The following is a 19,433-nucleotide window of genomic DNA, read 5'->3' on the forward strand; positions in this document are numbered from 1 at the left end:
GTCCCGAGCATCCCTCCCACGACGAGGTCCGCCACCATGAGCAACCCAGCCGACCATCCGCTGACCCATGTTTCGCATAGTCCACCCGTGCTATCCGTGCCCTTCGACCCGCGGCCGCCCGAGCCGCTGCCCGAAGAGCCCACCGTCGACCTGAAAAGCTACTTCAACACGCTGTACGACAGCCGCTGGCTGATCGGCAGCATCACCGCCTTCATCACCGTGGTCGCGGTGCTGTACGCGCTGGTGGCCAAGCCGGTGTACGAGGCCAACCTCATGATCCACGTCGAAGAGGAGAGCCCGAATGCGTCCAAGAACATCCTAAGCGAAGCCTCCTCGCTGTTCGAAACCAAGAAGGCGGCCATCGCCGAGATGGAGCTGCTGCGTTCGCGCATGGTGGTCTCGCGCGCGGTCGACAACCTGCAGCTCTACATCGAAGTGCAGCCGAAATACTTTCCGGTGGCGGGCTTCTGGTTCGCCACCCAGAACGCCGGCAACCTGTCGAATCCCGGCCTGTTCGGTTACGGCGGTTATGTATGGGGCGGCGAAAAGGCCGACGTGTCGGTGTTCGAGGTGCCCGAATCCTGGCTCAACCGCGAGTTCGTCCTGACCGCGCGTGCCGGCAACCGCTACCGCTTCTCCGGCGGCGGCCAGCGCCTGGCCTTCGACGGCACCGTCGGCCAGCGCTACCGGGTGCCGCTGCCGGACGGCCTGCTCGAGATCAAGGTCGACCGCCTGTATGCGAATCCGGGCGCGCGCTTCCGCATCAAGCGCAAGTCGCGCCTGGGCACCATCCAGGCCATCCAGAGCTCGATGGTGATCACCGAGCAGGGCAAGCAGTCGGGCGTCATCGAGGTCAAGCTGCAGGGCGAGAGCTCGGCGCGCATCAACAGCCTGCTGAGCGAGATCGGACGCGAGTACATGCGCCAGAACCTGGCGCGCAAGACCGAGGAAGCCGAGAAGTCGCTGGCCTTCCTGAACCAGCAGCTGCCGATCCTCAAGCGCCAGCTGGAGCAGTCCGAAGACCGCTACAACCAGTTCCGCAATGCCCACGGCACCGTCGACCTGCGCGAGGAAGCGCGCATGAGCCTGGCGCAGGCCGCGGCGGCGCGCACCCGCCGCATGGAGCTGATCCAGAAAAAGACCGAGCTGCTGGCCCGTTTCACCGAAGACCATCCGGTAGTCGTGGCCATCAACCGCCAGCGCAAGGAGGTCGACGAGGAAATCGAAGCGATCGCCAGCCGCATCCGGACGCTGCCGGTGATGGAGCAGGACGAGGCGCGCCTGACGCGCGACATCAAGGTGAATACCGACCTGTATACGGCGCTGTCGAACACCGCGCAGCAGCTGCGCCTGATCTCCGTCGGGCGGGTCAGCAACGTGCGTCTGGTCGATGCGCCGATCGCGCCGGAAAAACCGATCAAGCCGAACCGGCCGCTGATCGTAGCGATGGCGGTCGTCACCGGCCTGTTCCTCGGCACGCTGATCGCCTTTACCCGCAAGGCCATGCGCGGCGGGATCGACGATCCGCAGAAGATCGAACGCATGCTGCGCGCCCGGGTCGTGTACGCGTCCATCCCGCACAGCAGCAACCAGGACAAGCTGATGCGCAAATCCAAGCCCGACGGCGTGCTGCCGCTGCTGGCCCAGATCCTGCCGGAAGATCCGGCCGTCGAGAGCCTACGCAGCTTCCGCGCCGCCTTGCAGTTCTCGATGCCGCATTTCAAGAACAACGTGGTCATGATGGCTGGGCCCACCCGCGACCTCGGCAAGTCCTTCATCGCCGCCAATTTCGCGGCCGTCATGGCGGCCAGCGGCAAGCGCGTGCTGCTGATCGACGCCGACATGCGCAACGGACACCTGCACCGCTACTTCGGCGTGGACCGGGGCAAGGGCTTGTCGCGCGCGATCGCCGGCGGCGCCGCCATCGACGAAGTCATCCATCGCAACGTGCTGGAGCGGCTCGACTTCATCCCGACCGGCGAATTGCCGACTAACCGTGCCGAATTCCTCCTGCACCTGAACTTCGGCACCCTGCTCGAGACCGTCAGTCCGCTCTACGACCTCGTGCTGATCGATCCGCCGCCGTTGCTGGCGGTGGCCGACGCCCTGATCATCGGTGCCCACGCGGGCGCCGTGTTCCTGGTGACCCGCTCCGCGATCACCACCGAAGGCCAGATCAATGAGTCGATCAAGCGCCTGAACCACGCCGGCATCGCGCCGCGTGGGGTATTGTTCAACGACATGGCCCTGCGGCTGGGCGACTACCGGTCGCAATACGGCGGCGGGCCGCAACTGGCCTACGTGGCCTGAACCGGGGCCGGGGCCAGGCCTGAGCACTGGCCCGGGCTTGAGTCCAAGCTTGGGTCCAGGCCTGCTCCTCAGCGCTCGGTGGACGACGAAGCGACGGCTTGCCTCAGGTGCTGGGACGAAGGAAGTCCCCGCTGACAGGCTGGCGATCGTGCGCCCCACCTGCTTCATTAGCTGCGCGCCCCGGCAGGCACCCGGGAAGCGTGTGGCGCCATCGCCGGCAGCGCGGCAAGTCCTTGCGCGAGGCTCCAGGGGCAGCCCTTGCCGGCACTGCAGCCGGCAAGAGACCGGCGTTCCTGCGGCAGCCGTCGAGGAAATGCCTGGGACGAGCTTGCCGGCGCGTTGCTGCGGATTGCGAGCACAAAACAACGCGGACCGGCAGCGGCTCTCGAATGAGCCGCCCCCGGTCCGCAGGCAGGCAGTCGTTCACTGGTCGCGTCAGTCCGGCGACAGGGCAACCCGTACCGGCTTGGCACGCGGCGTCAGCAGCCATCCCTTCAGCGCATTCCTGATCCGGACGGTGTGGCGCTCGAACAGCAGGTAGAAGACATACGCAAGCGCCACGATGCTGGCGAGCACCGTGAAATACCACAGGAAGTCCGTGGCCACATTCGGGTCGAGGCGGTCGCGGCCTAGGAACTGGCGGCCCAGGTAGCGCATGAACTCGATGACGGGGATGTGCAGCACGTAGAGCGAGAACGAGAACTCGGAGAAGAACACGGCGACCCGGTTGGCCCGCGCATAGCCCGGCGCCTTCGGGTCGGCCTGTTGCTGGAGCGAGGCCAGCAGGAACAGGAAGGGGATGCTGCAGATGATGTCCTGCACAAAGGATCCGGGGACGAGGTCGTCGTTGTTGCCGCGCAGGCGGCAGTAGACGAACAGCGCCAGGCTGAGGAGCAGCAGCAGGCTGCGGACGATGTTGCCGCAATCGATGCGGATCCGCGAAAAGGCGGCGCCGAGCAGCCAGATGATGAAATACAGCGAGATCATGTCGCGCAGCGTCGACAGCAGCAGGATCAGCGCAGCGGCAGCGGCGGCGCGGCGCAGCAGCCCGCCGCCGGCGATCACCAGCAGGAGCAGGGGAAACTGGATGTAGTACCAGGTTTCGTGCGCCAGGCTCCACAGCGGATAGTTGCCGCCGAAGTCGGGCACGGTGACCGTCTGCAGGCCGAACAGGTTGCCGACGAAGGACGCCGCCGAGAACTCGTTGGCCGGATCGAAGTCCATCGGCCCGCCTGCTACGGCGCCGACGATCAGGCCGACGGCCAGGGTCAGCAGCAGGGTCGGGACCAGCACCGTCCACAGCCTGGTGAAACGGTCGATCGCATAATGGGCCAGCGCCTGCGGCTTGCCGAAGCGGTTCATCAGGCTGCCGCCCACCAGCCAGCCGCTGATCAGGAAGAACACGACCACCGCCTGGTGCGCGAAGCCGGTGAAGAAGGCCAGGCCCAGGTAGGCCAGGCTCGGCTCCTCGAGCGTGCGCAGGCCGGGGTAGATTTCGGCGCGCAGGTGCGATGCCGCCACCTGCAGGGCCGCCAGGCCGCGCAGCGCAGAGATCAACAGCGACTGCACCGCGTTCTCGTCCAGGGGCGCTCGTGCTTGCCAATGTATCGAGGGGAAGGAAACCATGTGTCTCTCCATTGATAGAAAATCGCTAGCGGCATGTGTCCCAGGAATAGGGATGCGCGTTGCCGGATAGCGCCAGCGCCAGCCTGACCATCCAGTAACCCACATGCGCGGACTGCATCAATGAGGCCGATGCGAGGAACACCGCTACTGCGCAGGCAGCGGATGCCGGACCCGGCGCGATGCCGCGCGGCTCGGCATGGTACAGGGTGCCGAGGCTGGCACAGGCGCCGAGCAGCCAGCCGGTGGCCGCTTCCGCCACCGCATGCTCGCCTTCGCCGACCAGCACGACGGCCATCAGGAGCCCGAGCGCCAGGCCGGCGCCCGTGGTCGCCAGGGCCCACCCGCGCCCGATCGGCCGGCACAGCAGGTAGCCGAGTACCGGGTACACCGCCGTGACGCCGGCCGCATGGCCGCTGAAGGCCTTGAAGTCGAGCGGCCCGATGTCGGTGCCCCAGCCGAGATGGGCGATCTTGCTGCCTCCCACCAGCGCAATGGTGCCGGCGTACAAGAGCGCCCAGGCGCTTGCCGCGCGCCAGGCGCGCGCCGCCAGCAGCCAGGCGCCCGCGGCGGCCGCCAGGGGCAGGGTCAGCTCGAGGTCGCCAAGGTGCACCAACTGCATCGCATGCTCGCCCGTCAACGTACGATGGCGGCGAGCGTGTGCGCCAGGATGCGCAGGTCGCCCCAGAAACTGCGTTCCTTGACGTAGCGTACGTAGTAGTCGAGCTTGACCGGCAGCACGGCTTCGACGTAGGCCCGCTCCGGGTCGGCCGCGCGGGCCAGGATGGCGTTCTCGTCCTTGTAGCGGATCGCGGCCCAATCGGTAATGCCGGGCGCGACCGACAGCACCACGCGCCGCTGCTCGGGCGGATAGCAGTCGACGTAGCGCGGCACCTCGGGGCGCGGGCCGACCAGGCTCATGCTGCCTTGCACGACGTTCCACAGCTGCGGCAACTCGTCGAGCTTGTAGTGGCGCAGGAAGCGCCCGGCGCGGGTCACGCGCGGATCGGCGCCGACGGTCAGCTGGGGGCCATCTACTTGCCGCAGCTGCATGGTGCGGAACTTGTAGATCGTGAACAATCGGCCGCCGCGCCCGACCCGCTGCTGGCGATACAGCACCGGCCCCGCCGAGTCGAGCCGGATCCAGAGCGCGATCAGCAGAAGGACCGGCGCCAGCACGACCAGCCCCGCAACGCCACCCAGCAGGTCGAAGGCGCGCTTGCTCATGACAGCAGCTCGTGCAGCGCCGTGATCACGCGGTCCTGGTCGGCGTCGAGCATACGGGTGTACAGCGGCAGCGACAGCATGGTCGCGAAGCTCGCCTCTGCCACCGGGAAGGCATCGGGGTCGAGGCCACAGCTTTCGCGCCAGTAGGGCTGGCGATGCAGCGGAATGAAGTGCACGCTGGTGCCGATGCCGCGTTCCGCCAGCGCGTTGATCAGCTCGTCGCGGCCGATCAGCGCGCCGTCGTGCAGGCGCACCACGTACAGGTGCCAGGCATGGGTGCTGCCGAATGCGGGATGCGCCGGCAGCTGCAGCGGCAGCCCGGCCAGGCCCTCGTCGTAGCGCTGGGCCAGCCAGCAACGGCGCTGCTGGAAGCGGTCGATCTTGCGCAGCTGCTCGATGCCGATGGCCGAGGCGATGTCGGTCAGGTTGTACTTGAAGCCGGCCGCGACCACTTCGTAGAACCAGGCCGGCACGCGCGAGGTATAGCGGTCGAAGGCATCGCGGCTGATGCCGTGCAGGCGCATGCAGCGCATCCGCGCCGCCAGCGCGGCGTCGCGCGTGACGATCATCCCGCCTTCGCCGGTGGTCATGGTCTTGTTCGCGTAGAAGCTGAACACGGTGATGTCGCTGCCGAGCGTGCCGACCAGCTTGCCGTCGAGCCGGGTGGGGAAGGCGTGCGCGGCGTCTTCGATGACGCGCAGGCCGTGGCGCGCCGCCAGGGCCAGGATGGCGTCCATGTCGCAGGCCAGGCCGGCGTAGTGCACCGGCATCACGGCGCGGGTGCGCGGCGTGATTGCCGCCGCGATGGCCGCGGGCGAGAGGTTGAGCGTGACGGGGTCGACGTCGACGAACACCGGCCGTGCGCCGAGGTAGCGCACCACCTCGGCGGTGGCGGTGAAGGTCAGGGTCGGGACGATCACTTCGTCGCCGGGACCGACGCCCACGCTTTCCAGCGCCAGGTGCAGGCCGGCGGTGGCCGAGTTGACCGAGATCGCCTCGACGTCGTCGCCCAGGTAGGCGCGGAATTCCTGTTCGAATCGGCGGGTGGTCGGCCCGGTGGTCACCCAGCCCGAACGCAGGCAGGTCTCGACGGCGCGAATCTCTTCGTCGCCGATGTCGGGCAGTGCGAAGGGCAGGAATGTCCGCGGAATATTGTCCAGCGGATCAGTGTGCAAGGGCGCGCCGGTCTGTGCCTGTTCAGCCATGGGAAACCTCGTGTGCGAAAGTGGTCAGGAATCGTTGTCCCAGGACGGGATAGGTCAGGTTGGCCAGGGCATGGGCGCGTCCACGCTCGCCCAGCACGCGTCGCTCGCTCCTGGACATGGCCAGCAAGGTGTCGAGGCCGCGCGCGATGGCGGCGGGATCTTCCGGCGCCACGGTCAGGCCGCAGCCGGCTTCCAGTACCGGGTCGTTGCCGGCTTCCACCGCGTGCAGCACCGGGCAGCCGCCCATCATGTAGTCGAGCAGCTTGTTGGGCGAGATGCCGAAACGGTAAAGGGGCTGGCGCTGCCAGCCAAGGTAGGCGATGTCGAGCCGCGCCATCAGGGCCGGGATCTGCGCCTTCGGGATCGGCGGCGCGAAGTACACCTGCGCGAGGCCGCGATCGAGCCCGAGCAAGCGCGCGCGCCGCTCGAGGCGGGCCTTCTCGGGACCGTCCCCGACCAGCACGAAGGCCACCGGCTTGCCTTTCATGAGATTGGCGGCGTCGAGCAGGGTGTCGAGCGCATTCGCCAGGCCGTGGCTGCCGGCATAGCCGACCACCGCGAGGCCCTGGGCGCGCAAGCCCGCCAGCAGGGTGTCGAGCGATTCGGGCAGCATCGGCGGCGCCACCAGCCATTCGGCCGGATCGGTGCCGTTCGGGATCAAGTGCAGCTTGTGCGGCGCCATGCCGCGCGCCTCGAGGTGTTCGCGCACCTTGGGCAGGATCGACACGATGGTGTCGGCATGGCGACAGGCATAGTCCTCGCCCGCCTGCAGCAGCCGGATGAACGGGTGGTGGCGCGAGAAGCCCCCCAGCTCCATCGGCGACAAGGGCCACAGGTCGTGTACTTCGTGCAGCAGGCGGGCGCCCGCCAGGCGCGCGATCCGGTGCGCCGGCCAGATGTCGAGCGGGTAGGTGCTGGAGGCGATAACCACCTGCGGCGCGACTTCGCGCACCAGGGTACGCGCTTCGCGCCACAGGCGCAGCACGAAGGCAGCCATATTGCGCACCCGCGCCAATCCGTTGCCGCGGTAGGGCGGCGTGGCATACCACGTGTACTCGATGCCGTCGATGGTCTCGTCGCGGCGGCTGCGTCCGGCCATGTCGGGCGCACGGGCGCGCACATGCGCCTCGCTGGCGGCGACGATGCGGACCCGGTGCCCGAGCCGCACCCATTCGCGAGCGAGGTAGTAGGGCCGGTATTCCATGCCGTGATGGACCGAGCCGGCGTAGTGATTGATCAGGAGGATGTTCATCGGGGTCGGCGCCTCATGTACGCCATGCCATTTCTTCGACCAGGCGCCGCACATTGCAGCGCGTGCTCTCGACCCAGTTGGTTTCCCACTGCACCGGATGGGTCAGCAGGCAGATGTGCCGGTAGGCGCCGAGCGCGTCGAAAGGGGACAGCGGATAGTAGTAGACCGGGTGCTTGCGGTCGCTGATGTAGATGTCGAAGCAGCGCAGCAGCTCCGCATCGTAGGATTCGCATTCGATGCCGCAGCGCCGGCGCAGGGCATCGTCGCGCAGCAGTTCGTGGTTGATCACCTTCAGCCGTCGGTTGGCGAAATCGCCGTGGCTGGCCACCGTCGTGAGCGGCAGTCCGAGGCCTTCGACGATTCGGCTCACGTTACGGGCAAACAGTTCGCGGATCTCGGGGAAGCGCTGGCGTACCGCGTCGGCGCTGCGCAGGCGGTGGCGCTTGGCGAAATCGGCCACTTCTTCGTAGTGGTAGCTGGCTTCGCTGCCGGCGGCTTCGATCTCGCGCATGAAGCCGAAATCGAGCGTGCAAAGCCGGAAGTAATAGCTGGCGCGGACCCCGTGGCGCGACTCGATGTCGAACATCTTCCTGGCGGTGCGCAGGTCGCTGTCGATATCGTGCCGGTGCACGAAGGTCTTGCCGGGGGGCGGATCGCCGCCGTGCACCTGGCGGAAGAAATCGCGTACCGACAGCTGGGCGTAGCCGGCCGCCGCCGCCTTGCGTACCAGGGCTTCGTATTCACCGAGCCGGCTCGGCATCAGGTAATCGGCATATACACGGTTGAGCATGGCGTTCATTGCAGCGTATAGCTGGCGCGATACGGGCGGAAGCCCAGAATGGTCTTGAAGTTGCGAAGCCCCGGTTGGGCGCCGAAAAAGGTGTCGTACATGACGTAGCGGACCCGGCCCTCGTCGATCAGATGGCAGACCGCCTCGCTCAGCAGCAGATGCATGATGCCGTCGTTATTGCGGATTCCCATCATTTGGGAAAAGGAAGCAAAATTTCCATAAATGCCCAGCGTGGCATAAGCGACGAGTTTGCCTTGTGGACTGCATACGCCCCAATAACGAAAATGTTTCCGGTTATCGAAACGGTCCTGCCTTTCCAGGTATTTCTGGTCCATCCTGCGGCCCTGGCGGACGTCGAGGCTGGTATGAATGTCGTGGATATCGTCGACGTAATCGTTCCGGTCGATATCGCGCACCACATATCCGCGATTGCGGGCCCGCCTGGCGTGATAGGCGCCCTGGTTCTTTCCCTTGACATGTTCGAGATAGGCTGCGCGGTCCGGGAACGCCGACAGGTCGATCAGGGCGGCGCCAATGGTTTTATGGCGGATGATCTTGTAACGGGGATGCGGTTTGGTGTAGATGCGATAGGTTGCCCTGATATCGTCCGGATCGATTTGCTGAGAGAAAGTCAGCTGGGCACGCGGCAATTTGATTACTTCCAGAAACGTATTGTAGTGTTGCAAGAACATGATTGGTCTCGTATTTCTTTAATAACTAGACAATACGGCCGATGGGATCGGCGCTTTTTGAACTAACGTAAATGCGCGCCTGCGAATTCAATCAATTGACCTTATTGAAGGCGTCGCCAATCCGCGTGTGCCCGCGATCCGGTTCCGATGCGGCCGCGCTGCCAGCAGGTCGGCATAGAACGCAATCAGCTTGTCCGCTTCGTTTTCCCAGTTGTAGCGTTCCATCACGGCGCGGCGGCCGTTGGCGCCCATCTCGTGCGCCAGGCGCGGATGGGTGGCCAGGTGGTCGATGGCGGCGGCGATCGCCGCCGGGTCGCACGGGTCGACGCACAGCCCGCAGCGGCTGCCTTCGACGATGTCGCGCCAGAGCGGGAAGTTCGAGGCGATCACTGGAATGCCGGCGGCCATGTATTCGAACATCTTGACCGGCAGCGCCTCGCGGTAGCTGGCGGTCGGCAACAGGGTCACCAGGCCGGCGAAGGCGCGCGCCATCACCTCGGCGACGCCGCCGCGGTCGAGGTGGCCGAGCGCGTCGACGCGGCCCCAGCCGTGTTGCCGGCTCACCTCGGCCTCGAGTTCCGCCTCGGCGAAGCTGCCTGCCAGCGCCAGCCGTGCCGGTGTGCGCAGCAGCGCGCAGGCCTCGACCAGTTCGCGCACCCCGCGGATCGCCGAGATGCTGCCGACGTAACAGAAGCTGGTGCGCGCCTCCGTCGTGGACGGGGCAGCGTCGAACTCCTCGGCGCGCGGATAATTGTTGACGTCCACGCTCAGGGGATTGTAGTCGGCCAGCCGGTTGCGGATCAGGGGCGTGGCCGCCAGCACGCCGTCGAGGCGGCGCAGGGCGGCCCGCTCGAAACGTGCGTAGGCGCGCGACAGCAGGCGGGCGCTGCGCGGCATCAGGTAGGGTTTGTCGAGCAACTGGGACGGGACGTCCTCGTGGGCGTCGAATACCACCCTGTGCCCGGCGAGCGCGAGCCGCAGCCCCAGGGGAATCAGCTCGGGGTCGTGCAACTGGTAGACGTCGGCGCCCAGCGCCAGGGCGGCGCGGACGACCCGGCGCGTGCTGTGCAGCATGCGTTCGCGCCGGCCGGCCGGACGGCCGACGTCGACAATCCGGATGCCGTCGCGGCAGGCGTCGCCGAGGCCGTCGGCCACCACCAGGGCCACTTCATGTCCGTGGCCGGCGAGGCTGCGGCACTGCTTCACGAAAATCCGCGTATCGAATCGCGGATGTGCCGAGCTCAGATGCACGATGCGGGCCATGTTTCCTCTCGTACGAATAACGTGCGCAGGCGCCGAGGGTGGCGCTGAGCAGCATGTCGGTGAAATAGTGGGACGTCAGCAGCAGCAGGATGGTGACGCAGGCAAAGGCGAAGGCGCACATGAATAGTCCGCGCTCGCGGGCGGCGAAGTACTCGTGAAAGAACATCGGCGTGATCGGCAGCACCGCCAGCGCCGCCAGGTAGGCCATGCCGAACAGGCCGAGGTCGACCCAGGCGGACAGCACGTTGTGCGAGTAGTAGCCCGGCTTGTAGCTGGCGTAGTCGCCGAACAGCGGGTAGGCTACGACGGTTTGCCACGCATGCACGGTCAGCTGGTGGCGCTTGTTGGCCGAGGTCGAGTGCGACAGGTCGAGCAGCTCGAGGATGCGGTTGGAGGGCAGGGCCGCCAGGATCTGGTCGAAGTACATGCCCAACAGCACCGCAAGCATGGCGGCGGCCAGCAGGAAGTACAGCTTGTGGCGCGAGTAGTAGAACTCGATCAGCGGGATGGCGAACAGCAGGGCGGCGAACTCGCTGCGGGCGGTGTTGACGAACAGGGTGGCGGCCCCCAGCGCATGCAGGACCAGGCGCAGCGGCAACGAGCGGGTGAACGCGACCACCGCCAGGTAGGTGAACAGGTAGGAACGCGAAAATCCCTGGTAGGTGGCGAGCGCATCGGCGTCCTTGGCAATGCCCAGCGCGCCCAGGTAGAACACGCCGTCGACCGAATTCGAGAAGGCGATCGCGGACATCGCGGCCAGGCTGAGCAGCCCGACGACGCGGAAGCGGCGGCTCTCGAAATCGATGAAGCTGAACTGGATGAAGACCAGCACCATGAACAGCACGCCGAGGATGTGGTTGCTCACGATGACGCGGTTGGCGCCGGCCGCGCCGTTGACCACCACCACGGTCAGGAAATAGGCGAAGAACAGGCCGTAATGGAGGTCGACCATCGTCAGGCGCCGCGGGTCGCGCCGCATGCGCGACAGGTAGATCAGGCACATCGGAGCGGCAAAGGCCAGCGCCACCGGCGCAAAATAGCCGCCCAGGAAGGCGCCGGTGGTGCCGGTGCCGAGCAGCGTGTGGTAGAAGAAGAAGCCGGGAAAGAGCATGAAGAAGCAGGCGACCAGCACCATCTGGTCGCGCCGCTCCCAGCCACGTTCCCCCCTGTCGTTGGTGCGCGATCTGTTCATGCGGCCGCCAGCACGTTGCGCGAACACTGCCAGGACATGTGCAGGTAGACCAGGTACAGGCAGGAATACCCGATCACGTACCACAGCACGTTCTGGGCCACGCTGCCCGGCGCCAGGAAGGCCCCGAGCGTCATCGTGAACAGCGCGACCTGCCACCACAGGTCGGCCTGCTGGCGCCCGGCCACGAAGAACACATAGCTGAGCGGGCTGGCGATGAAATTCAGCAGGAACAGCGGCGCCATCAGCTGCGCGAGCTCGCCGGCGTTGCGCCAGTGCGCGCCGAACACGAGGGCGAACAGCTGCGGCGCGAACAGCAGCAGGACCAGGGCCGGACCAACGCCGAGCAGCGCCAGGGCCTTGAAGGTGTGGCGGTAGGCGCGGGTGCAGTTGCCGTGCTCCAGGAACTCGCGCACGGATTCGCGCTTGAACACTTCCAGCACGGAGGCGGCGATCAGCGATATCGGGGCCGACAGGACACGCTGGGTGAGCGCGAACAGGCCCGCCGCCAGTGCGCCGTGGCGCATGCCGATCAGGAACAGCGGCAGCTGGCTGACGGCGCCGTTGAGCAGGTTCGACGGCAGCGAGTAGCGCCAGAATTTCTGGTGCCGCCACAGGTGTTCGCGCTGCTCGGCGTCGAGGCGCCAGCCGATCGGTGCCCTGGGCGGATGCAACAGCAGGCGCGCGGTGGCGAAGCCGGCGGCGGTGCCGATCAGGTGGCCCAGCACCAGGCCGATCCCGCCCAGCCCCGCATACAGCAGGGCCAGCTGCGAAGCGACGATGATGGCGGCGGTGGTGACCTTGGCGCGCGCCGCCTTGCCAAATGCATTGTGCGAGGTGGCGAAGGCCAGCGTGGTCTGCATGCAGCCGGTCAGCCAGGTGCCGACGCCGAGGGTGAGCAGTGCGGTCCAGGACAGCCTGGCGGCGGCCTCGATGCCGGCCAGCCGTGCTCCGGCCGCCAGCAGCGTCAGCGCGAGGGCGGTGACGGTGGTGCTGTAGAACACCAGGCGAAAGCAGGCGCGCTGGCGTTCCGCTTCGTGGTCGAGGATCATCGCCGCTTCCATGCGCAGGGTGGAGCCGATCGCCGCGACCGCGACGATGCCGAGCCAGACGCTGTAGGCGCCCAGCTCGCCGGGACTGCACATGCGGGTGAGCAGCGGCGCCGCCAGCAGCGGCAGGGCCTGGGCGCCCATGGCGCCGCCCAGCACCGTGGCCACGTTGCGCCAATACGGCGCCACCGGCATCGAACGCAGCCTCATGCGGCCAGCCTCATGCCGCCTTGTCCCCGGCCAGCCCCGCGCCCTGCAGCGCCTGGGCCAGGGCCTGTGCCACGCGGTGCGTACTGGGGCGGTCGAGGTAAGGCCCCATCGGCAGGCTCAGCACTTCGTGGGCGAGACTGGCGGCCACCGGGCAGCCTGCCGGGTCGGCCCATTGCCGGTAGGCCGGCTGCTGGTCGATCGGGACCGGATAGTGGACTGCGGTCGGGATGCCTGCCACACGCAGGGCTTCCTGCAGCCGCTCGCGCTGCGGCACGCGGACCGTGTACTGGGCGTAGACGCTGGTGCGGTCGGGGCGGCAGCCGACCGGCTCCACCAGATCGGCGAGCGTGCCGCCGAGCAGGTCGTGGTAGCAGGCGGCGGCGCGCTGGCGCTGCTCGACTTCCCACTCGAAGCGCTCGAGCTTGGCCAGCACGACTGCGCATTGCAGGGTGTCCATGCGGCCGCCGACACCGATACGGGTATGCACGTAGCGGCGCGACTGGCCGTGCACGCGGATCTCGCGCATCGCACTGGCCAGGGCGTCGTCGCTGGTGAAGAGCGCGCCGCCGTCGCCGTAGCAGCCGAGCGGCTTGCTCGGGAAGAAGCTGGTGCAGCCGACGGTCGACAGGTTGCAGCTCTTGCGTCCGCGATAGGTGGCGCCGAAGCTCTGGGCGGCATCTTCGATCACGGCCAGGCCGTGGCGTTCGGCGACGGCGTTGATCTCGTCCATGTCGGCCGGCTGGCCGTACAGCGACACCGGGATGATGGCGCGGGTGCGCGGGGTGATCCGGGCCTCGATCAGGCGATGGTCGAGGTTGCAGGTGCCGGCCTCGACGTCGACGAAGACCGGGGTGGCGCCCAGCAGCACGATGGCTTCGGCGGTGGCGATGAAGGAAAAGGGCGTGGTGATGACTTCGTCGCCGGGCTTGACGCCGAGCGCCATCAGCGCGATCACCAGCGCCTCGGTGCCGGAAGACACCGTGACGCAGTGGCGTGCACCGGTGTAGGCAGCCAGCCTGCCTTCGAGTTCGGCAACTTCCGGCCCCATGATGTACTGGCCATGATCGAGGACCGTCTGGATGCGTGCGTTGATCAGTTCACGGGAAGCGAGGTACTGCGACTTGAGGTCGATGAAATCCATGGAGATCCTCGTCAGGTTAGGTGGCGGCGCGCTCGAGGCGGCAAACGCCCTCGTGCAGCACGTACAGGTCGCCGGTATGCGGGCAGCGGGCTTCTCCCTGGGCATTGCCCTCGCTGTTCGCGGCGGGCAGGGGAAGGTCGAGGCGCTCGCCGAACCGGCTCATCCAGCCGATCTGGCGCGCCGGCACGCCGGCCACCAGGGCAAAGGCGGGCACGTCGCGATTGACCACGGCGCCGGCCGCGACAAAGGCAAATTCGCCGACCGTCACGCCGCACACGATGGTGGCGTTGGCGCCGATGGTGGCGCCGCGCCGCACCAGCGTGCGCCGGTACTCGTGCTTGCGGGTGACCGCCGCGCGCGGGTTGTAGACGTTGGTGAACACCATGCTCGGCCCGCAGAACACCTCGTCCTCGAGGGTGACGGCGTCGTAGATCGAGACATTGTTCTGGACCTTCACCTGTTTGCCCAGCACGACGTCGTTGCCGACATACACGTTCTGGCCCAGCGAGCAGTCGTTGCCGATGCGGGCGCCGGCGCAGACGTGGGCGAAGTGCCAGACCCGGGTGCCGTCGCCGAGAGCGGCGCCGTGGTCGACGATGGCGCTGGAGTGGATGACGATGGCCATGTTCAATACTCCAGCGGCAGGGCGATGCGCTTGCCGTCGCGCGCCGAGCGGTAGGCGGCGACCAGCACCTCGAGCGACTTCAGGCCTTCGCGCCCGTCGGTTTCCGGCTCGGCCTCGCCGCGCAGCACCTTGATGACGTTGTCGTAGTAGAGCGGGTGGCCGAAGCCGTAGACCGAGGTGGTCTGGTAGCTGGCGTCCTTGATGCGCTCGTCGTCCGGATCCGGCGTGGCGAATTCCCACTGCTGCACTTCGTTGACGGCGACGCCGCCGATGCGTGCGGTGCCGTGCTCGCCCAGGATGGTGATCGAGCCTTCCATGTTGCGCGGGTAGGTCAGCATGGTGACGTTCATCGAGCCGAGCGCGCCGTTGCGCCAGCGCAGGCTGATGACGCCGGTATCTTCGACCTCGATGTCGCGCGCCAGGGTGGCGGTGTAGGCCTGCAGGCTTTCGACCGGGCCGACGATCCAGTCGATCAGGTCGACGTAGTGGCTGGCCTGGTTCATGAAGGCGCCGCCGTCGAATTCCCAGGTGCCGCGCCATTTGGCGCTGTTGTAGTACTCGCTTGGCCTGGTCCAGAACACGTTGAGGTTGACCATGTAGATGCGTCCGAAGCGTTTCTTCTCGACCGCGCTCTTGAGCAGCTGCAGGGTGGCGTTGCGGCGGTTCTGCTTGACCACGAACAGGCGCACCCCGGCCGCGTCGGCGGCCGCCACCATGGCCTTGCCGTCTTCCCAGCGGGTGGCCATCGGCTTCTCGGTGATCACGTGGCGGCCGGCGCGCGCCACCTGGATCGCCTGCTGCGGGTGCAGGCCGGACGGGGTGCACAGCACGAGGGCGTCGGCCTCGCATTCGGCCAGCATGCGGTCGAGGCTGCGCCAGGTGCGGGCGCCGGTGGCGCCGGCGGCGGCGTCGAGCGCGCGCGGGTCGATGTCGCAGACCCCGACCAGCTCGCAACGGTCGCGGTGCTCGCGGATGGCATTCATGTGGTTCTTTGCAATACGGCCGCAGCCGACCAGTGCGAAGCGGATCTTGCGGTCGGTGATGGCAGGGGGGTAGGAACGCATCGTGTTCTCCGGTGGGTTCGGACTGTTATGGCGTTGTGATGGCGGGCTGCTGCGGCTGGTTTTCGTCAGGCCTTGACGACGTTCGGCAGGCGTTCGATATACACGCCGCGGGTGTCGACGATCAGGTTGGCGTACTGGCGCACCAGCTCGTAGTCGAAGGCGCTGTGGGCGGTGGCCAGCAGGACCACGTCATAGGACGCGATCGCGTTCGGGGTCAGCGGCACGCTGGACAGCTCGAAGCGATGCTCGCGCATGCGCGGGAAGACCGGCACGTGCGGGTCGGCGTAGTCGACCGTGGCGCCCTTGCGGCGCAGGATCTCCATCAGCGCCACCGAAGGCGATTCGCGCATGTCCTCGACGTCTTTCTTGTAGGCGATGCCGAGCACCAGCACCCGGCTGCCCATGATCGACCGTCCCCGTTCGTTCAGCGCGTCGGCCACCTTGCTGATCACCCAGTGCGGCATGTCGCTGTTGATTTCGCCGGCCAGTTCGATGAAGCGAGTGTGCACCCCGTACTCGCGCGCCTTCCAGGTGAGGTAGAAGGGATCGATCGGGATGCAGTGGCCGCCCAGGCCCGGCCCCGGGTAGTAGGGCGTGAAACCGAAGGGCTTGGTGGCGGCCGCACGGATCACCTCGTGGATGTCGATGCCCATCTTGTCGGCGATGATCTTCATTTCGTTGACCAGGCCGATGTTGACCGCGCGGTGGATGTTTTCGAGCAGCTTGGTGAGCTCGGCGGCGCGGGTGGAGCTGACCGGCACCACGCGGTCCACCGCGGCACGGTACAGGGCCAGGCCGGCCTCGAGGCAGGCGGGGGTGGTGCCGCCGCAGACCTTGGGAATGGTGCGGGTCTGGAAGTGGGGATTGCCCGGGTCTTCGCGCTCCGGCGAGAACACCAGGAACAGGTCGCGTCCGACGCTGAAGCCGCGCGACTCCAGCCGCGGGCGCAGTTCTTCCTCGGTGGTGCCGGGGTAGGTGGTGCTTTCCAGCGACACCACCTGGCCTTCGCGCACATAGGGGAGCAGGGCGCCGACGGTGCCCAGCACATAGGACAGGTCCGGCTCGCGGAAGGCGTTCAGCGGGGTCGGCACGCAGATGATCAGGGCGTCCGCTTCGCCGGCGCGGGTGAAGTCGGCGGTGGCCTCGAAGCCGAGTTCGCGCGCCGAGCCGATGGCTTGCGCGTCGATGTGCCTGATGTAGCTTTCCCCGCGGTTCAGGCGCTCGACCTTGTCGGTATCGATGTCGATGCCGAGCACCTTGAAGCCCTGTGCCGCATAGCAGAGCGTCAGCGGCAGGCCGACGTAGCCGAGGCCGACAATGCCGATGACGGCGGTGCGGTCCTGCAGCTTGGCCAGCAGCTGCTCCAGGTGTGGGGAGGTGTTCTCGTCGCGCATGTGTTTCCTCGTCGGTCAGTGGCTATTGAATATGCGTTCTACATACAGGGGTCTAGATCCGGAACGGCACGAACTTCTTGATCAGGCTCGGGGTCTGGATGTCGGCTACCAGGGGCGGCGGCGCCACCGGCGAGGTCGGCACGTACTCGGCGACGATGGCCTTGACCATCGATTCGATGGTGCCGCGTTCGTGTGTCTCGCAGGCCATCATCAGGCAGGTGATGCAGGTCTCCAGCACGCTGGGGCGCAGCGCGCTTTCCTTCATGCGCATGATGCGCGGATGCTCGCTGGGGAAGACGGTGCCTTCGGTCAGCAGTTCCTCGTGCAGCTTTTCGCCGGGGAACAGGCCGACGAACTGGATCTCGATGTCGCCGCGCGGATTCTGCGGCGTGCGTTCGGTCAGGCCCGACATGGCGATCATGGTGCGCGCCAGGTCGACGATCTTGACCGGCTCGCCCATGTCGAGCACGAACACATCGCCGCCCTTGGCCATGGCGCCGGCCTGGATCACCAGCTGCGCGGCTTCGGCGATCAGCATGAAGTAGCGCGACACTTCGGGATGGGTGATGGTCAGCGGGCCGCCGCGCGCGATCTGGCGCTGGAACAGGGGGATCACCGAGCCCGAGGAGCCCAGCACGTTGCCGAAGCGGACCATGCAGAAGGTCGTGTGGGCGCCGTGGCGCACCGCCGCGGCCTGGAAGATCAGCTCGGCGATGCGCTTGCTGGCGCCCATGATGTTGGTCGGGCGCACCGCCTTGTCGCTCGAGATCAGCACGCAGGTCTCGACCTGGTGGCGGGCGGCGGCGCTGGCCATCACCTGGGCGCCCAGCACGTTGTTGCGCAGCCCTTCGACGATGTTGGCCTCGACCAGCGGCACGTGCTTGTAGGCGGCGGCGTGGTAGATGGTGCCGACCTTGCCTTCGCGCAGGATGCGGTCGACCAGGTCGTTGTTGCAGACCGAGCCCAGGTGGGCGTGGATGGCCAGCCCGGGGAAGCGCGCCATCAGTTCCTGGCGCACCGTATAGAGCGCGTATTCGGAGTGGTCGAGCAGGTGCAGTTCGGTCGGCGTGAGGGTGACGATCTGGCGGCACAGTTCGCTGCCGATCGAGCCGCCGGCGCCGGTGACCAGCACGCTCTTGCCGCGCACGCAACGGGCGAACAGGTCGAGCCGCGGCGGCACCGGCGGGCGGCCCAGCAGGTCTTCGAACTTGAGTTCGCGGATCGAGTCGCGCGCCGGCGGCCGGTCGTCGGCCAGGTCGACCAGGCGGCTCAGGAGCTTGACCGGCACGCCGGCCTGGCCCAGGCGCTGCATGATGTCGCGCAGGCGCTCCGGGGAGACCGAGGGCAGGGCGATCACGATGGTGCGGATGCCCTGGGCCGCCACCAGTTCGGCCAGGCGGGTGGTATTGAACACGCGCAGGCCGGCGATGGTGCGCTCGTTGAGAATGCGCTTGTCGTCGAAAAAGCAGACCGGGCGGTATTCATCGCTGTGGCGCATGGCCTGTACCAGGCGCGCCCCGGCCTCGCCGGCGCCGTAGACGGCGACTGCATCGGAACTCCCCGCGCGCCGCCCGCCATGGGCGCGCAGCAGGTTGCGCAGGCCGATGCGGGAAATGACGACATACGAAAACACCACGAACCAGTAAATGGCGAGCGCGCTGCGCGGGAAACGCGGCTCGTTCATGATGATTAATACGACATAGACGCATAATATGGCGAATGCGAGTGCCGCGCCGGTGAAACTCAATAGGCGCTGGTCGATAAAGCGGATAACCGCGCGGTATAAATCAGAGATGGAAAATGCCGCGATCGTGACGACCGCCACCAGGGCGTAGGAAGCGGGGCCGAAATTCCTTGCGAGCTGCAGATCGCCGCCGCGCAATATCATCGCGATGAGAAAACAGGCCGGTAATGCCAGCAGGTCGGTCCCGACCATCAGGGCGATCTTGCTGGTGCGGCTCATCGACACCATTCGTGCGCAAAGCTGGCTGAAAAGACTGGAGCTGAATTTGGGCATGGCAATCCGCTGCTGGTTAGGAATGGGTGAGGAAGCCTTGATGGCAAATGCGAGCGCGGTAATGCATAAGAAGGAATACTTGGAAATGGCTTGTCGTTATTAGGTAAATGAAGGAAGTGGTTTTGTAAAATTATTATCTGGCGACCACTACTAACGGAGTTTGACCTCACTCAACGGCAGCAAGTGAATTAATTCGAAAGGCGAAAAAAATAGGAATAGGAAATGAAATTAGGAAATAAATCGATGATTTAATTTCCATTGATTATTTAATTGATGAGCGGAACGGATGAGCAGTCGCGGCCGGCGCGTGCGGGTGCATCGGCCGGGGATGCCTGGGACGGGGGAGGGAAGAGCGCGCCGGCAGCGCGGCGCGCGGGGAGGG

General features: G+C 66.7%; 16 protein-coding genes. 1 reads left to right on the forward strand and 15 read right to left on the reverse strand.

Annotated elements, in window-relative coordinates; all coding sequences use genetic code 11:
• Positions 1-36: 36 nt before the first annotated feature.
• Complete coding sequence (locus AB3347_RS01900; RefSeq protein ID WP_369090072.1) at positions 37-2,310, forward strand: polysaccharide biosynthesis tyrosine autokinase; 2,274 nt, start codon at positions 37-39, stop codon at positions 2,308-2,310.
• A gap of 435 nt (positions 2,311-2,745) precedes the next feature.
• Here the strand turns inward: AB3347_RS01900 and AB3347_RS01905 are convergent, their stop codons facing one another.
• The 15 genes from AB3347_RS01905 to AB3347_RS01975 form a co-directional block, all read right to left on the reverse strand.
• Positions 2,746-3,936, reverse strand: a complete 1,191-nt coding sequence (locus tag AB3347_RS01905; RefSeq protein ID WP_369090073.1) for an acyltransferase family protein — start codon at positions 3,934-3,936, stop codon at positions 2,746-2,748.
• A 25-nt stretch (positions 3,937-3,961) separates the two neighbouring features.
• Positions 3,962-4,555 carry a hypothetical protein gene (locus tag AB3347_RS01910; RefSeq protein ID WP_369090074.1) on the reverse strand — a complete coding sequence of 198 codons (594 nt, stop codon included), beginning with the start codon at positions 4,553-4,555 and terminating at the stop codon, positions 3,962-3,964.
• 14 nt (positions 4,556-4,569) lie between these two features.
• Positions 4,570-5,160, reverse strand: coding sequence for a sugar transferase (locus AB3347_RS01915; RefSeq protein WP_369090075.1), 591 nt, complete (start codon positions 5,158-5,160; stop codon positions 4,570-4,572).
• On the reverse strand, positions 5,157-6,365 hold the full coding sequence (locus tag AB3347_RS01920) for a DegT/DnrJ/EryC1/StrS family aminotransferase (RefSeq protein WP_369090076.1): 1,209 nt from the start codon (positions 6,363-6,365) through the stop codon (positions 5,157-5,159). Before AB3347_RS01920 ends, AB3347_RS01915 begins: the two co-directional genes overlap by 4 nt.
• Entirely contained in the window at positions 6,358-7,617 is a 1,260-nt protein-coding gene (locus AB3347_RS01925; protein WP_369090077.1) for a glycosyltransferase family 4 protein, read from the reverse strand. Before AB3347_RS01925 ends, AB3347_RS01920 begins: the two co-directional genes overlap by 8 nt.
• A gap of 13 nt (positions 7,618-7,630) precedes the next feature.
• Complete coding sequence (locus AB3347_RS01930) at positions 7,631-8,407, reverse strand: hypothetical protein (protein ID WP_369090078.1); 777 nt, start codon at positions 8,405-8,407, stop codon at positions 7,631-7,633.
• Positions 8,408-8,412: 5 nt separating this feature from the next.
• Positions 8,413-9,099 (reverse strand): hypothetical protein, encoded by a 687-nt coding sequence (locus AB3347_RS01935; RefSeq protein WP_369090079.1) that lies wholly within the window; start codon positions 9,097-9,099, stop codon positions 8,413-8,415.
• An 87-nt stretch (positions 9,100-9,186) separates the two neighbouring features.
• On the reverse strand, positions 9,187-10,305 hold the full coding sequence (locus AB3347_RS01940; protein ID WP_369090080.1) for a glycosyltransferase family 4 protein: 1,119 nt from the start codon (positions 10,303-10,305) through the stop codon (positions 9,187-9,189).
• Entirely contained in the window at positions 10,268-11,554 is a 1,287-nt protein-coding gene (locus AB3347_RS01945; RefSeq protein ID WP_369090081.1) for a hypothetical protein, read from the reverse strand. The genes AB3347_RS01940 and AB3347_RS01945 overlap by 38 nt, the downstream gene beginning before the upstream one ends.
• A complete protein-coding gene (locus AB3347_RS01950) occupies positions 11,551-12,810 on the reverse strand; it encodes a lipopolysaccharide biosynthesis protein (RefSeq protein ID WP_369090082.1) in 1,260 nt (419 codons plus the stop codon). The genes AB3347_RS01945 and AB3347_RS01950 overlap by 4 nt, the downstream gene beginning before the upstream one ends.
• Before the next feature lie 10 nt (positions 12,811-12,820).
• On the reverse strand, positions 12,821-13,951 hold the full coding sequence (locus AB3347_RS01955) for a DegT/DnrJ/EryC1/StrS family aminotransferase (RefSeq protein ID WP_369090083.1): 1,131 nt from the start codon (positions 13,949-13,951) through the stop codon (positions 12,821-12,823).
• A gap of 16 nt (positions 13,952-13,967) precedes the next feature.
• Positions 13,968-14,576 carry an acyltransferase gene (locus AB3347_RS01960; protein WP_369090084.1) on the reverse strand — a complete coding sequence of 203 codons (609 nt, stop codon included), beginning with the start codon at positions 14,574-14,576 and terminating at the stop codon, positions 13,968-13,970.
• Between the two features lie 2 nt (positions 14,577-14,578).
• Positions 14,579-15,640 carry a Gfo/Idh/MocA family protein gene (locus AB3347_RS01965; protein WP_369090085.1) on the reverse strand — a complete coding sequence of 354 codons (1,062 nt, stop codon included), beginning with the start codon at positions 15,638-15,640 and terminating at the stop codon, positions 14,579-14,581.
• Between the two features lie 65 nt (positions 15,641-15,705).
• The gene (locus tag AB3347_RS01970; RefSeq protein ID WP_369090086.1) at positions 15,706-17,034 is read right to left on the reverse strand and encodes a nucleotide sugar dehydrogenase; all 1,329 of its coding nucleotides are present in this window, start codon (positions 17,032-17,034) and stop codon (positions 15,706-15,708) included.
• 52 nt (positions 17,035-17,086) lie between these two features.
• A complete protein-coding gene (locus AB3347_RS01975) occupies positions 17,087-18,997 on the reverse strand; it encodes a polysaccharide biosynthesis protein (protein WP_369090087.1) in 1,911 nt (636 codons plus the stop codon).
• Between the last annotated feature and the right edge of the window lie 436 nt (positions 18,998-19,433).

It is taken from the genome of Massilia sp. X63 (assembly GCF_041023745.1).
GTDB lineage: Bacteria > Pseudomonadota > Gammaproteobacteria > Burkholderiales > Burkholderiaceae_D > Telluria.